The following is a 13,029-nucleotide window of genomic DNA, read 5'->3' as shown; positions in this document are numbered from 1 at the left end:
GTCGGTCAGCTCTTCTTCGGCGCCGATGCGCCCGGCGCGCCCGGCGTTCCGGCGGCGTTCTCGCGGGGCGGCGTCTTGATCGAAACCTTCATCGAGAAGTCGAGCAGGCGGCGCTGGTCGCGCGTATTCGTCGTGACATTGGCCAGCTTCACTTCGATCAGGTCCGGCTGCTCCAGCCACTCGGAGCTGCGCGATACGTTGCGAAGGAACTCCGAGACGCGCTCGTTCGTCTGCGCGATGCCGCTGACGGTGACCACCTTTTCCGCCTGCCGGATGGCCGTCAGATAAACACCTTCAGGGGCCAGGCGAGCCAGATCGTTCAAAAGTTGCACCGGGGTGTTGCGGTCAGTCTGCAGGTCTTCGACAGCGCGCTGGCGAGACTTGAGCGACTCGATTTCAGTCTTCAAGTCAGCGATGTCCTTGATCTGCGCTTCGAGCCGCGTGATTTCGGTCTGGATGAACTGGTTGCGCGACTGCTGCTCGGACGTGAGGAACTGAAGCAGCAGAAAAACCGCAACCACTATCCCGGCACCGACCAGCCCGGCCAAGCCGAGCCCTGCAAAAAAAGCCGCCTTGCGCCGCTTGCGTCGCTCTTCGCGGTAAGGCAGCAGGTTGATCAGGATCACTGGAAAAACCTCCGCATCGCGAGGCCGCAGGCAGTCAGGTAAGACGGCGCCTCACGACGCAGCTTCGGTTCGCGGACTGCCGAGCCCATCGCCATGTTCTCGAAAGGATTGACCACCATGCAGGCAAAGCCAGTCAAATCGGTCACGCGCTCCTTGAGACCCGGCAACGTGGCCGTGCCGCCGGCCAGCATCACATAGTGGACCTTGTGATGCGGCGTGCTGGTGAAGAAGTACTGCAGGGCTCGCCCGATTTCCTGAGACAGACTGTCGACGAAGGGGTTGAGCACGCCGCTCTCGTAGTCTTCAGGCAGCTCGTTGGCTAGCTTCTTCTGTTCGGCTTCCTCAAAGGAGAAGCCGTATTGCCGTGAGATGAGCTGCGTCAGCTGCGAGCCGCCAAACGACTGGTCGCGGTCATAGAGCAACTCGTCATCGCGCAGGACCTTCAGGCTGGTCGTGTCGGCCCCGATCTCGAACAGCGCGACCAGCGCATCCCGGCCCTCGTTGGGCAGCGCAGCGATGAGGCGGCCCATCGCCATCCGCGAGGCGTGCGACTCGATGTCCAGAACCACAGGCCTCAAGCCTGCGGCTTCAGCCAGGCCCTGCCGGTCCTGCACGCGGTCCTTGCGCGACGCAGCGATCAGCACCTCGACGTCGCCGACAGAGGTCGGGCTCGGTCCGATGACGCAAAAGTCCAGACTGACTTCATCCAGCGAAAACGGGATGTACTGGTTGGCTTCGGCCTCGACCTGCAACTCGAGCTCTTCCTCGCGCAGGCCGGCGGGCAGCATGATCTTTTTCGTGATGACGGCCGACTGCGGCATGGCCAGCGCCGCGTCACGGGTTTTGCTGCCGCTGCGCGCCACGACGCGCCGGACAGCGTCGGCGACCTCATCGAACTTCTCGATCTGGCCGTCAGCGATCCAACCCTTCTCAAAGGGTTCGCTGGCAAAACGCTCGAGCACGAGTTCGCCACTCTTGGTCTGACTCAATTCCACCAGCTTGACGCTGGAAGAGCTGATATCTAGGCCAATCAAGGCGGGGTGCTTGCGACCCAAAAGTGCGTCAAGTATTCCCATGCCCTTTGTTCCCGACACGCGAGTTACGTTTCGGACTATTAATAAGTTACTTGAATGCTAGCAGCAAAGCCGTTGACACCGAACGGAATTCCGGCCCGAGCTGGTAACGCCACGTTGCTAAACATACACGAATCAACAAGATTGCAAGCTCCTGAAAAACACAGGGGAAGCGGTGGTTTGACACGTCGTCCAGAACGGGAATCGGTTACGCGGCTGCGCGGAGGCCTCCTTCCTATAATCCGCCGCCTCCTCCCAACGCGCTTGCCGCGCGCCCTGCCGGCTCATGAATGACAAGCCTCGATCCGCTGCGTCCAGCAAGTCTTCCGCAGCCAATGCCGGCTCCTCTACCGCCACTCACCCCACTCTGCCGCTAGGCGCCCGTCTGGGTCATCTGGCGCTATGGGCCTTGGGGCTGCTCGGCGGTGCGGTTGCAGCCATGTTCCTGCTGCTCGCCTTGGCACTGGCCCTGGCCTACCCTGCTCTGCCAGACATCGGCGGCCTGACCGACTACCGACCCAAGCTGCCGATGCGCGTGCTGTCGAGTGACGGCGTCCTGATGGGCGAGTTCGGTGAAGAGCGCCGCAGCTATCGCCCCATCCAGCAGATTCCCAAGGTGATGCAGGAGGCCGTCCTCGCCATCGAGGACGCGCGCTTCTACGAGCACGGCGGCGTCGACTACCTCGGCGTGATCCGCGCGGGCCTGGCCAATGTGGGTGAGTCACGCAGCCAGGGCGCGTCGACGATCACGATGCAGCTGGCGCGCAACTTCTATCTGTCTACCGAGAAGACCTTCACCCGCAAGATCTACGAGATCCTGCTCGCGCTGAAGATCGAGGCGGCCCTGCCCAAAGAGAAGATCCTCGAGATCTACATGAACCAGATCTTCCTTGGCCACCGCGCCCACGGTTTTGCGGCGGCCAGCGAGATCTACTTCGGCAAGCCGCTCGACAAGGTCAGCGTTGCCGAGGCCGCCATGCTGGCCGGCCTGCCCAAGGCGCCTTCGGCCTACAACCCCATCAACAACCCCCGCCGCGCGACGATCCGCCAGCAATACATCATCGAGCGGATGTACGAGACGGGCTTCATCACCGAGGAGCAGCGCGACGCTGCCAAGGTTGAAAAGCTGCGCATCCGCCCGGTCGTGGAATCGGTCTCGCATGCGGAATTCGTCGCCGAGGCTGCGCGCCAACTCATATTCAGCCAGTACGGCGACGAGGCCTATTCACGCGGCCTGAATGTCTACCTGACGCTGAACAGCGCCGAACAGAACACGGCCTACCGCGCGTTGCGCCGCGGCATCCTGGACTACGAGAAGCGTCAGGTTTACCGCGGACCCGAGGCCTACGCCGATCTGCCACGTGACGCCAAGGAGCTGGACGCCCGCGTTGCCGAAGCGCTGAGCGACCACCCCGCCAACGACGAGTTGCTGGCGGCCGTCGTGCTGGAGGCCGATCCGAAGAAGGTCACCGCCGTGTTGCAGAGCGGCGAGGCCGTGGTCATCACTGGCGACGGCCTTAGGCCGGCCACGTCGGGCCTGTCGGACAAGGGCAATCCCAAGACGCGCATTCGCCGCGGCGCGGTCATCCGCGTCGTCAAGGGCCCAAAGCAGAAGGACGGCGGCGAATGGATCATCACGCAGCTGCCCGAGGTCGAGGGCGCCTTCGTGTCCATGGACCCCAGGACCGGCGAAGTGCGCGCCATGGTCGGCGGCTTCGACTACGCGAAGAACAAGTTCAACCATGTGACTCAGGCCTGGCGCCAGCCCGGTTCGAGCTTCAAGCCCTTCATCTACTCTGCAGCACTGGAGAAGGGCTTCACGCCGGCCACCATCGTCAATGATGCGCCGCTGTTCTTCGACGCCGGCACGACCGGCAGCCAGCCCTGGGAGCCGAAGAACTACGACGGCAAGTTCGAAGGCCCCATGCCCTTGCGCACGGCGCTGGCCAAGTCGAAGAACATGGTCTCGATCCGCGTGTTGCATTCGGTCGGCGTGCGCTATGCGCAGGACTGGCTCACGCGCTTCGGCTTCGAGGCCGAGAAGCACCCCGCCTATCTCACGATGGCACTCGGCGCGGGCTCCGTGACACCGATGCAGATGGCGCAGGGTTATGCGGTGTTCGCCAACGGTGGCTACCGCGTCAACCCGCAGCTGATCAACCGCATCACCGACAACAAGGGCCGCCTGCTTTACGAAGCCGTGCCGGTGACGCTGACCGACAACGCCCGCGCCATCGAACCGCGCAACGCCTTCCTGATGAGCAGCCTTCTGCAAGAGGTCACGCGCAGCGGCACGGCGGCGCGTGCGCAGGCAACGCTGAAGCGGCCTGACATCTACGGCAAGACCGGCACCACGAACGATTCGATGGACGCCTGGTTCGCTGGTTACCAGAAGGACTTGGTGGCCATCGTGTGGATTGGCTACGACCAGCCGCGCAAGCTCGGAGATCGTGAAACCGGTGGTGGCTTGAGCCTGCCGGTCTGGATCGAATACATGCAGTTCGCGCTGAAGAACAAGCCCGTCGATGAGATGACGCCGCCGGAGGGGATCATCAACATCAATGGCGAATGGTTCTACGAGGAGTACACGGCCGGCAGCGGTGTGCGTGAACTGGCCGCCGAGCCCAATGTGCCGACCACCGCGACGGAAGACGAGAAGAAGTCCATCCTCGACCTCTTCAAACGCTGAGGCGTCAGGCGCTGAAGGTCAGCGCCTGGCCGGCCTGCTCGCTCGCGCAGTGCGACAAGCGTGCACAGAACTCCTGACCTTCGCGGTCCAGCCACCGGGCGCCGTCCCACTTGAAGTGGTAGCCGCCCGAGCGCGCGGCCAGCCAGACCTCCTGCAGCGGCGGCTGGGTGTTGATGACGATCTTGCTGCCCCCCGGCATGCTGAGTTCGAGCAGCCCGCCGGTGCGGTGGCTGTCGATATCGACGACGTCTTCGTCCAGCCAGGCGTCGACTTGTGCCTCGATGCGGGCGAGCAGCGCATGGGCCTTGGCGAGATAGTCGGCGTCAGACAGAGACATAAACTGGGCAGATGAACAAGACTGCCGTCAGTGTAGGTGGGCGACTGATTGCCCTGACCATCACCCTTACCGCGCTCGCGGGTTGTGGGCAGAAGGGGCCGCTGAGCTTGCCCAAGCCTGCCGACGCGGCATCAGCGCCCGCGTCCGCAGCGTCGCGCTGATCAGTCCCGGGCCTCTTCGACCGCGTGGCAGGCCACGCGCACACCGCGGATCTCCAGCAGCGCCGGCCGCTCTGCCTGGCAGCGCGCGTTGGCCAGCGGGCAGCGAGGGTGGAAGCTGCAGCCACTGGGCGGACTCATCGGATTCGGCACCTCGCCCTGCACCGGTGTGCGTGCACGACCGCTCATGTGAATGTCGGGAATCGCGTCCAGCAGCATGCGGGTGTATGGGTGGCTCGGCTGGGCGAACAGTTTGACCTTGTCGGCCACCTCGACCAGCCGGCCCAGATACATGACGCCGACCTGGTCGGCCACATGGCGCACGACGGCGAGGTTATGCGAGATGAAGAGATAGGTTAGACCCCGTTCACGCTGCAGGTCCTTCATGATGTTGAGGACCTGGGCCTGCACGGACACGTCCAGGGCGGACGTCGGCTCGTCGCAGACGAGGAACTCAGGCTGCGTCGCGAGCGCGCGGGCGATTGAGATGCGCTGACGTTGGCCGCCCGAAAACTGGTGCGGGAACTTTTCTGCATCGGCGGGGTTCAGCCCCACCGAACTGAGCAACTCGGCAACCCGCATGCGGGCCTCGGCGTTGTCGCCGATCAGGCCATGTTCACGAAGCGGCTCGGCGACGATGTCGAGGACCTTCCAGCGCGGATTCAGCGACGCGTACGGGTCCTGGAAGATCATCTGCATGCGCCGTCGCAGTTTGAGTGCTTCGGGGCCGCGCAGCGTTCTGGCGATGTCCTCGCCGTCAAAATGCACCGCGCCGCGCGTCGCGCCGTAGAGCCCGACGAGCAGGCGCGCCACCGTGCTCTTGCCGCAGCCGCTTTCACCCACGAGCGCCAAGGTCTTGCCGCGCTCGATGGCGAACGAGACGCCGTCGACCGCATGCACGAAGGCTTTGGGCTTCCGCTCCACGACGCGGTTCAGCCAGGGTGGCGACACATCGAATATCTTGGCGAGGTCATGCACCTCGACGAGGGGCGCGCTCATCGTGCAAGCTCCTCGGTGACAGGCCGCCAGCAGGCAGCACTCGTGGCGCCGACGGTGACCAGGTCGGGCCGCTCGACGCGACAGCGCTCGAAGACGCGCGGACAGCGGGGGTTGAAGGCGCAGCCCGGTGGGATGGCGGTCAGGCGGGGCATGGCACCGTCGATCTGCAGCAGGCGCTCGCGGTCTTCGTCCATGGCCGGGATGGAGCCCATCAGGCCGACGGTGTAGGGATGGGCCGGTCGATGAATGACGTCGGCGACCGGACCGATCTCGGCGACGCGTCCGGCATACATGACCGCAACGCGGTCGCAGGTTTCGGCGATCACGCCCATGTCGTGGGTGACCAGCATGACCGCGGCACCCTGCTCTTTGCAGACCTTCTTCAGCAGCGCAATGATCTGCGCCTGGATGGATACATCCAGCGCCGTCGTCGGCTCGTCTGCCACGATGAGCTTGGGGTTGGCCGCCAGTGCCAGCGCGATGACGACACGCTGGCGCATGCCGCCGGAGAACTGGTGCGGGTAATGGTCGATACGCGCCCCCGGTGCCGGGATGCCGGTGGAGGCCAGCAGTTCGACGGCCCGCGCGCGCGCCTGCGAACCGCTCAGATCCAGGTGCGTCGTGATCGTTTCAACCAGCTGGTGGCCGACCGTGTACAGCGGGTTCAGCGAGGTCAGTGGATCTTGAAAGACAGCACCGATTTCACGACCGCGTATCCGCCGCATCTCCTCATAAGGCAGGTTGTCGATGCGCTTGCCGGCAAGCTTGATCTCACCGCCGGCGATGCGCCCGGGCGGGTCGAGCAGGCCGATGATGGCGGCGCCGGTCAACGACTTGCCTGCGCCTGATTCACCGACGACGCCGAGGATTTCGCCCGGCGCGATGGAGAAGGAGATGTCGTCCAGCGCCAGCAGGGTGCCGCGGCGGGTCGGGAACTCCACCCGCAGGTGGCTGACTTCAAGCAAAGGGGCAGTCATCGCAGACGGGGGTTGAGCGCGTCGCGCAGCCAGTCGCCGAGCAGGTTCACGCTGAGTGTGATCAGCACCAGGGTGACGCTGGGCCAAGCAGTGATCCACCACTCGCCCGAGAAGAGATAGTCATTGCCGTTGCGGATCAAGGTGCCAAGCGAGGGGCTGGTGGCCGGCACGCCGACGCCGAGGAACGACAAGGTCGCCTCCGTGATGATGGCCGACGCGATCTGGATGGTTGCAAGCACCAGAACCGGCCCGAGCACGTTGGGCAGAACGTGGCGGCGCATGATGCGAAAGCCGCTGACGCCGATGACGCGGGCGGCCTGCACGTATTCCTTGTTGCGCTCCACCAGCGTCGAACCGCGGACGGTTCGCGCGTACTGCACCCAGCCGGTCAGCGAGATGGCCAGCACCAACACGACAAAGGCCAGCATGTCTGGCGCATGCGGGAACAAGGTGCGGCCGACGCCACTGATCATCAGCGCCACCAGGATGGACGGGAAGGACAGCATCACATCGCAGATGCGCATGATGAACGCGTCAGTCCGCCCACCGAGGAAGCCGGCGAGCAGGCCGAGGGTGACGCCGATGACGATGGACAGAACCACCGACGCGATACCGACCAGCAACGAGATGCGCGCGCCGTACATGAGGGCTGACAGGATGTCTCGCCCCTGGCCGTCGGTGCCCAGCAGGTACTTCGATTCGCCACCATCTACCCAGACGGGCGGCTTGAGCGAGTCCATCAACTCCAACGTCGCGAGGTCGAAGGGGTTGTGCGGTGCGACGAACTCGGCGAACAGTGCGCAAACAAAGCAGACGAAGGTGATGGTCGCTGCCAGCATCGCGACGGGCGACGACCGGAAGGAGTGCCAAACGTCGCCGTCGAAAAACAGGCGCAGCGCTGAGGCAGAGGCCGTGGGATGAGGATTGGCGTCGGCGGCCATGGTCAGCGCCATCCCGCCGCCCGAAGGCGTTGATGCGCACCCGCAGCGGGCAGCCAGCGAAGCGAACGTGGGAGCTTCATGGATTAATGTGCTTTGCCTTCAACGCGCAGGCGTGGGTCGACAGCGAAATAGAGCAGATCCACGCCCAGGTTGATGACGACGAAGATCAGGGAGATCAGGCAGAGATAGGCCGCCATGACCGGAATGTCAGCGAACTGCACGGCCTGAATGAAGAGCAGGCCCATGCCAGGCCATTGGAAAACCTGCTCCGTGATGATGGCGAACGCAATCAGCGAACCCAGCTGCAGCCCGGTGATGGTGATGACTGGCACCAGCGTGTTCTTCAGCGCATGGCCGAAATAGACGCTGCGGTCACTGAGACCGCGGGCACGCGCAAAGCGGATGTAGTCGGTCCGCAGCACTTCCAGCATCTCGGCACGCACCAGGCGCATGATCAGCGTCAGCTGAAAGGCGGACAGCGTGAACGCCGGCAGGATCAGGTGCAGCAGACCATCGCGGGTCAGCAAACCCGAGGTCCAGCCGCCCAGGTCGACGACTTCACCGCGCCCAAAGCTTGGCAGCCACTTCAGCTCGACAGCGAAGATCCAGATCAGCACGATGCCGATGACGAAGTTGGGCAGGCTGACGCCGAACAGGGTGCCCGTCATCAGCAGCTGCGCGCTGGCCCTGCCGCGCCTCAGCGCCGCATACACGCCCAGGGGAATACCGAGGCCGAGCGCGATGAGTCCTGCCACGACCGCGAGTTCAAGCGTCGCCGGAAAGCGCTCGCCAATCAGCGTGGAGACCTTGCGGCCTTGCCGAAGACTGATACCGAACTCGCCCTGGGCCGCGTTGGCGGCGAAGCGCGCGAACTGCACCGGGAAGGGCTGATCCAGGCCGAGGTCCTTGCGCAGCGCGATGCGCTGCTCTTCGGTCGCGTCCTGGCCCAGCAGGTTGGTGACCGGGTCGCCGACATACTGGAACAGCATGAAGGCGATGAAGGCCACCGACAACATGACAACAACAGCCTGGGCCAAGCGTCGGAGAATGAAAACCAGCATGCAGATTGGGAAGAGTGCCGCGCGCCGCTGCGCCGCACAAAGGCGCGATCATGGCGAAGGCTTGGGTCCAGAGGCTCCCGGGAAAGCCCTAGACCCTTGAGCTTGCCTACCAATGAAAACGGGCCGCTGATGCGGCCCGCGGAGGGAACGGCAGGCCCGGCCTGCCGTATCGATCAGAAGCGGTGACGCATGCCCAGCATGGCGCCGGCGCGCTTGCTGGCTCCATTCGTGAACAACACTTCGCCGTCCAGCTTGGTGTAGTCGAATTCCAGATAGGCGTCGGTACGCTTCGAGAAGGCGTAGTCGAGCACAACTGCGAAGAAGTTCGCCTTGGACTTGGTGTTGGCATCGGTCGAGAAGCCGAGCGCATTGCGGAAGGGCAGCGCCAGGTTCTGCACCGTGCCGTAGTGCGTCTGCTCGGTCAGCCAGACGTTGCCGCCGACGTTCAGCTGCGGTGTCAGCTGATAAGTCGCACCAAACATGATCATCGTGCGCTTCTTGATGTCGGCCGAGTCCGTGTTGAACACGTTCGCACCGAGGATGCCGCTGGTGTAAGCGCCACGCGTGGTCAATGCGATATTGGCCCGCGAACCGGCAGCCGCGGACGCACCGAACGCTGCCGCGCTGGTCTGATTCAGCAAGGTGAAGGGGTTCTCGAACTTGTTCTCGCCCAGCGACGCATGCACGTACAAAGGACCTTGGGTGAACGACACCCCCAGTACGGTCGCCTTGATCTTCATGCCGGTCTGCTCGGTAGCTTGCAAGTACGCACCGCCAGCACCGAACTTGCCATCGGTATAACGAATCAAACCGCCCATGGTTTTGCTCGGCTGAGCTGCGGCAGCACCAGCTTGGCCTTCACCGGCGCTTACCTGCACCTCGCCGTAGAAGTTGCCCAGCTGCACGAGGTACTTGACCATATTGTCCTGACGAGCCGTCATGGACATGCCAATTTCAGGCTTGTAAGCCTCAATATAGGGCGAGTAGCGAAAGGACGCGAAGGTCGACGTGTACAGGTCGAACAGGATGTTGTACTGGCGGCCCAGGCGGATCTGGCCGAGCTGACTGGACTGCAGCCCAACCCACGCTTGACGCCAGAAATCCGGGTTGCCGCTCACGGCACCGGTGTCCGACTGAAGGCGATGCTCAAGATTGGCCAAGGCCTTCAGGCCGCCGCCCATGTCCTCAGTGATGTTCACGCCAAGCCGGCTTTGCGACATGCCGCCCGGCGTCAACGTCTTGGTGGACGTGCCGGCGTTGGCATTGCTGGTGTAACGCACGGCAGCGTCGACGATGCCGTACAGGGTCACGCTGGACTGAGCCCAGGCGGCAGAGGTGCTGGCGGCCAGAACGGCAACGGCCAAGGATGCTTTTTTCATCGAGGTTGTCTCCTGCGAACAAGGGTGAACCAATCCATTCTCAGCGAACTGCCCTGCCACAACGCCATGGCTGTTGTTCTGTGTCCACAGCAATTCCCCTGTCGCCAAGCGGACAAATAAAAAGCCGCCCGAAGGCGGCTTGGCTGATTTGCAGCGGCGCGAGCCGCATGCAATCAGAAGCTGTGGCGGACGCCGACGTCGAAGCCGCTGGACTTCGCACCGTTCGCAACTGCGGGCGAACCGGAGACAGCAAAACGGCCCAGACCTTCATTCCTGATCTGTGCAACCGTCGTGTACAGCGCCGTGCGCTTGGACAGGTTGTGGACATAGCTGGCAGCGAAAAGCTGCGCGTCGCCAACACCAGCAAGTGCGGGACCGTCGGCCTTGGCGTCGGTGTAGGAAGCCAGAATTTGGCCCTGGCCCAGCGGCACCGTCAGGCCGAAGGTCAACAGCTTCTGCTCACGGCTGCCGAACTCGTTCTGGCTGTAGTTCACCGACGGACGTGCAATGCCGAAGTCATAGGCGGCGCCGACGCTCATTTGCTTGAACTTGGCGTTGCCCACGCCCGTCGTCGTCTCGTATGCGCCGGCGACGTTCAACGGACCTTGCCTGTAGCCCACGCGGCCGCCCAGCGCCTTGCGACCGACGGTACCTTCGCCAGCCGCCACTTCGACGGAGCCGTAGACGCCACCAAGGTTGCTCGGCAGGAAATACTGGACCATGTTGTCCGCGCGGTTCAGTGTGTCGGAACCGCTGCCCAGCGTGGAGTAAAGCTTGGCCACATCGCCCAGACCGGTCGTCGAGTACGGGTCGAAGTCGTCGATGTGCAGGCGGGTCGAGGTCTTGCCGCGGCCCAGGCGCACTTCACCGAAATCACCCATCAGGCTGACGCTGGCGCGGCGGCCCCAGAAACGGGTGCTGTCGACCGTACCGGTGTCGGGATTCAGAGCGCCTTCAAGCCAGAAACCAGCTTTCAGGCCGCCACCCAGGTCTTCCGTGCCACGCACGCCAAGGCGGCTGCTGTTCAAACCGTCGGTGCCGAGCTGCTTCAACGTGTTGCCGCTGGACTTGGTGTAGCGCATGTTGACGTCGAGGACGCCGAACAGGGTGACCGAGGATTGCGCGACGGCCACGCCGCCGGTCAGGCCGAGAGCGGCCAGGGCAATCAGAGCTTTCTTCATTCGATACTCCTAGGTATTCATCCGAGCCGCGGCCTCAGAACAGGCCTGGCGACTCACCTCCTGTGGGGAAGTGCGCGTATTCCACTACAGGTTGGGGAGCCTGGGGAATTCACGGATATGAAATTGTGTGTTGACGTTGTCTGACCACAACGGCAATTTTCTGTCACGATTTCTTCATCCCAAAGCGCCTAATTGAATGCCATCCCAAACAAGCACATCGCCGTCCCGTCGGCTTGGACTGCGTGACAGCCTTCTGAGCGTTGCCGATTCAGGCTTGCGCACAGTTTTTGCGCCGGCTCGGGCCGCCCGCCCCTCTCCTGCAAAAGGTGTCGCGCCCGCCGAATTGAGTGCCTCAGAGATTCGCGAAGCAGGCGCGTTGATGCGCGTGAATCACGTGGGTGAAATCTGCGCCCAGGCGCTATACCAAGCCCAAGCCCTTTTCAGCCGCGATGACACGCTGCGCCGGCACTTTGAAACGGCTGCGCAAGAGGAACTCGATCACCTCGCGTGGACGGCCGAACGCATCGAAGAGCTCGGTACGCATACCAGCCATCTAGCGCCCATCTGGTGGGCCGGCGCTTTTGCGTGGGGCAGCCTGGCGGGGCTGGCCGGCGACAAATTGAGCCTGGGTTTCGTTGTCGAGACCGAACGGCAGGTGGAAGCCCACCTCGCCTCGCATCTGGACCGCCTGCCCGCGACCGACACATCGTCGCGTGCCATCGTCGACAAGATGAAGCGCGAAGAAGCCGAGCATGCCGAGGCTGCGCTTGCGGCAGGCGCATTGACGTTGCCTGCGCCGATTCAAGGCTTGATGCGCGCAGCGGCCAAGGTCATGACGACCGTGGCCCATCGCATCTAGTCAGGCTTCCAGCACCTCGAAAGACGTCGTGATGGCTGACGTCTTGGCCAGCATGGCGGTAGCCGAGCAGTATTTCTCGTGCGACAGCGCGACCGCGCGCTCGACGATTTCCGGCTTCAGCGCGCGGCCACTGACGACGAAATGGAAATGGATGGCCGTGAAGACCTTCGGGTCGCTCGTTGCGCGTTCAGCCTTCAGCACAACCCGGCAGCCGCGCACGTCGTGGCGCCCTCGCTTCAGGATCAGCACGACGTCATAAGCCGTGCAGCCGCCGGTGCCCGCCAGAACCGTCTCCATCGGCCGCGGCGCGAGGTTACGGCCGCCGCCGTCCGGCGCACCATCCATCGCGAGCACATGGCCGCTTCCCGTTTCGGCCATAAAGCTCATGCCACTCGGGCCGTCCGGGCCCAGCCAACTTACCGTGCATTCCATGGTCATCTAGAGGCAAAGCTCCAATTCGTTCACAGAAAATATATTGCGGCGCAGCATAACCCCCGGCTACACTGCTCCTACGCGAAAACGTTTTCGCACCGATTGTCTCCTCCACCGCCTCCATGGTGGATTCAACCCGAGCTTGCAAGAGCTCGGGTTTTTTTTCGCCGAAGGCAGCCGCGGCGCCGCATGCAAGGGCCTCCCCTATCATGCGGCGCCGCAACAAGACTGCATGGAGACTCGATGAGCCCCGCCCGGCCGCCCGTAGGGGCTCAACTCCCGCCCGGCGGGACAGCCCGCAGCGCGAAGGGCGCAAA

General features: G+C 63.6%; 13 protein-coding genes. 3 read left to right on the top strand and 10 right to left on the bottom strand.

Features of this window, described 5'->3' with window-relative positions; genetic code table 11:
- Window positions 1-5: 5 nt before the first annotated feature.
- Together ASC81_RS03475 and ASC81_RS03470 are read right to left on the bottom strand one after the other, a co-directional pair.
- Window positions 6-626, bottom strand: a complete 621-nt coding sequence (locus ASC81_RS03475; protein WP_056262741.1) for a PilN domain-containing protein — start codon at window positions 624-626, stop codon at window positions 6-8.
- Window positions 623-1,702 carry a pilus assembly protein PilM gene (locus tag ASC81_RS03470; RefSeq protein WP_056262738.1) on the bottom strand — a complete coding sequence of 360 codons (1,080 nt, stop codon included), beginning with the start codon at window positions 1,700-1,702 and terminating at the stop codon, window positions 623-625. The genes ASC81_RS03475 and ASC81_RS03470 overlap by 4 nt, the downstream gene beginning before the upstream one ends.
- A 436-nt stretch (window positions 1,703-2,138) precedes the next feature.
- On the opposite strand from ASC81_RS03470, the gene ASC81_RS03465 reads away from it, so the two are divergent.
- Entirely contained in the window at window positions 2,139-4,388 is a 2,250-nt protein-coding gene (locus ASC81_RS03465) for a penicillin-binding protein 1A (protein ID WP_235533559.1), read from the top strand.
- Window positions 4,389-4,392: 4 nt separating this feature from the next.
- Here ASC81_RS03465 and cyaY read toward each other — a convergent pair whose 3' ends face one another.
- Window positions 4,393-4,725 (bottom strand): iron donor protein CyaY, encoded by a 333-nt coding sequence (cyaY, locus tag ASC81_RS03460; RefSeq protein WP_056262733.1) that lies wholly within the window; start codon window positions 4,723-4,725, stop codon window positions 4,393-4,395.
- 11 nt (window positions 4,726-4,736) lie between these two features.
- On the opposite strand from cyaY, the gene ASC81_RS28230 reads away from it, so the two are divergent.
- Window positions 4,737-4,886 carry a lipoprotein gene (locus ASC81_RS28230; protein ID WP_082536225.1) on the top strand — a complete coding sequence of 50 codons (150 nt, stop codon included), beginning with the start codon at window positions 4,737-4,739 and terminating at the stop codon, window positions 4,884-4,886.
- On the opposite strand, the gene ASC81_RS03455 is transcribed toward ASC81_RS28230, so the two are convergent.
- From ASC81_RS03455 to ASC81_RS03430, 6 genes are all read right to left on the bottom strand, one after another.
- Complete coding sequence (locus ASC81_RS03455) at window positions 4,887-5,882, bottom strand: ABC transporter ATP-binding protein (protein ID WP_056262730.1); 996 nt, start codon at window positions 5,880-5,882, stop codon at window positions 4,887-4,889. It lies immediately after the preceding gene.
- Window positions 5,879-6,859, bottom strand: coding sequence for an ABC transporter ATP-binding protein (locus tag ASC81_RS03450; RefSeq protein ID WP_056262727.1), 981 nt, complete (start codon window positions 6,857-6,859; stop codon window positions 5,879-5,881). The genes ASC81_RS03455 and ASC81_RS03450 overlap by 4 nt, the downstream gene beginning before the upstream one ends.
- Entirely contained in the window at window positions 6,856-7,800 is a 945-nt protein-coding gene (locus ASC81_RS03445) for an ABC transporter permease (RefSeq protein WP_056264261.1), read from the bottom strand. Before ASC81_RS03445 ends, ASC81_RS03450 begins: the two co-directional genes overlap by 4 nt.
- A gap of 83 nt (window positions 7,801-7,883) precedes the next feature.
- Window positions 7,884-8,861, bottom strand: a complete 978-nt coding sequence (locus ASC81_RS03440) for an ABC transporter permease (protein WP_056262723.1) — start codon at window positions 8,859-8,861, stop codon at window positions 7,884-7,886.
- Window positions 8,862-9,034: 173 nt separating this feature from the next.
- A complete protein-coding gene (locus ASC81_RS03435) occupies window positions 9,035-10,240 on the bottom strand; it encodes a porin (RefSeq protein WP_082536224.1) in 1,206 nt (401 codons plus the stop codon).
- Between the two features lie 173 nt (window positions 10,241-10,413).
- Window positions 10,414-11,421 (bottom strand): porin, encoded by a 1,008-nt coding sequence (locus tag ASC81_RS03430; protein WP_056262717.1) that lies wholly within the window; start codon window positions 11,419-11,421, stop codon window positions 10,414-10,416.
- A gap of 196 nt (window positions 11,422-11,617) precedes the next feature.
- Between ASC81_RS03430 and coq7 the strand changes: the two genes are divergently transcribed.
- Entirely contained in the window at window positions 11,618-12,280 is a 663-nt protein-coding gene (gene coq7, locus ASC81_RS03425) for a 2-polyprenyl-3-methyl-6-methoxy-1,4-benzoquinone monooxygenase (protein WP_056262714.1), read from the top strand.
- Here the strand turns inward: coq7 and ASC81_RS03420 are convergent, their stop codons facing one another.
- The gene (locus tag ASC81_RS03420; RefSeq protein WP_056264260.1) at window positions 12,281-12,712 is read right to left on the bottom strand and encodes an OsmC family protein; all 432 of its coding nucleotides are present in this window, start codon (window positions 12,710-12,712) and stop codon (window positions 12,281-12,283) included.
- Window positions 12,713-13,029 lie beyond the last annotated feature (317 nt).

This window comes from Pelomonas sp. Root405, assembly GCF_001425165.1.
Classification (GTDB): Bacteria; Pseudomonadota; Gammaproteobacteria; order Burkholderiales; family Burkholderiaceae_C; genus Pelomonas.
This window is presented reverse-complemented; position numbering and strand designations above follow the sequence as displayed.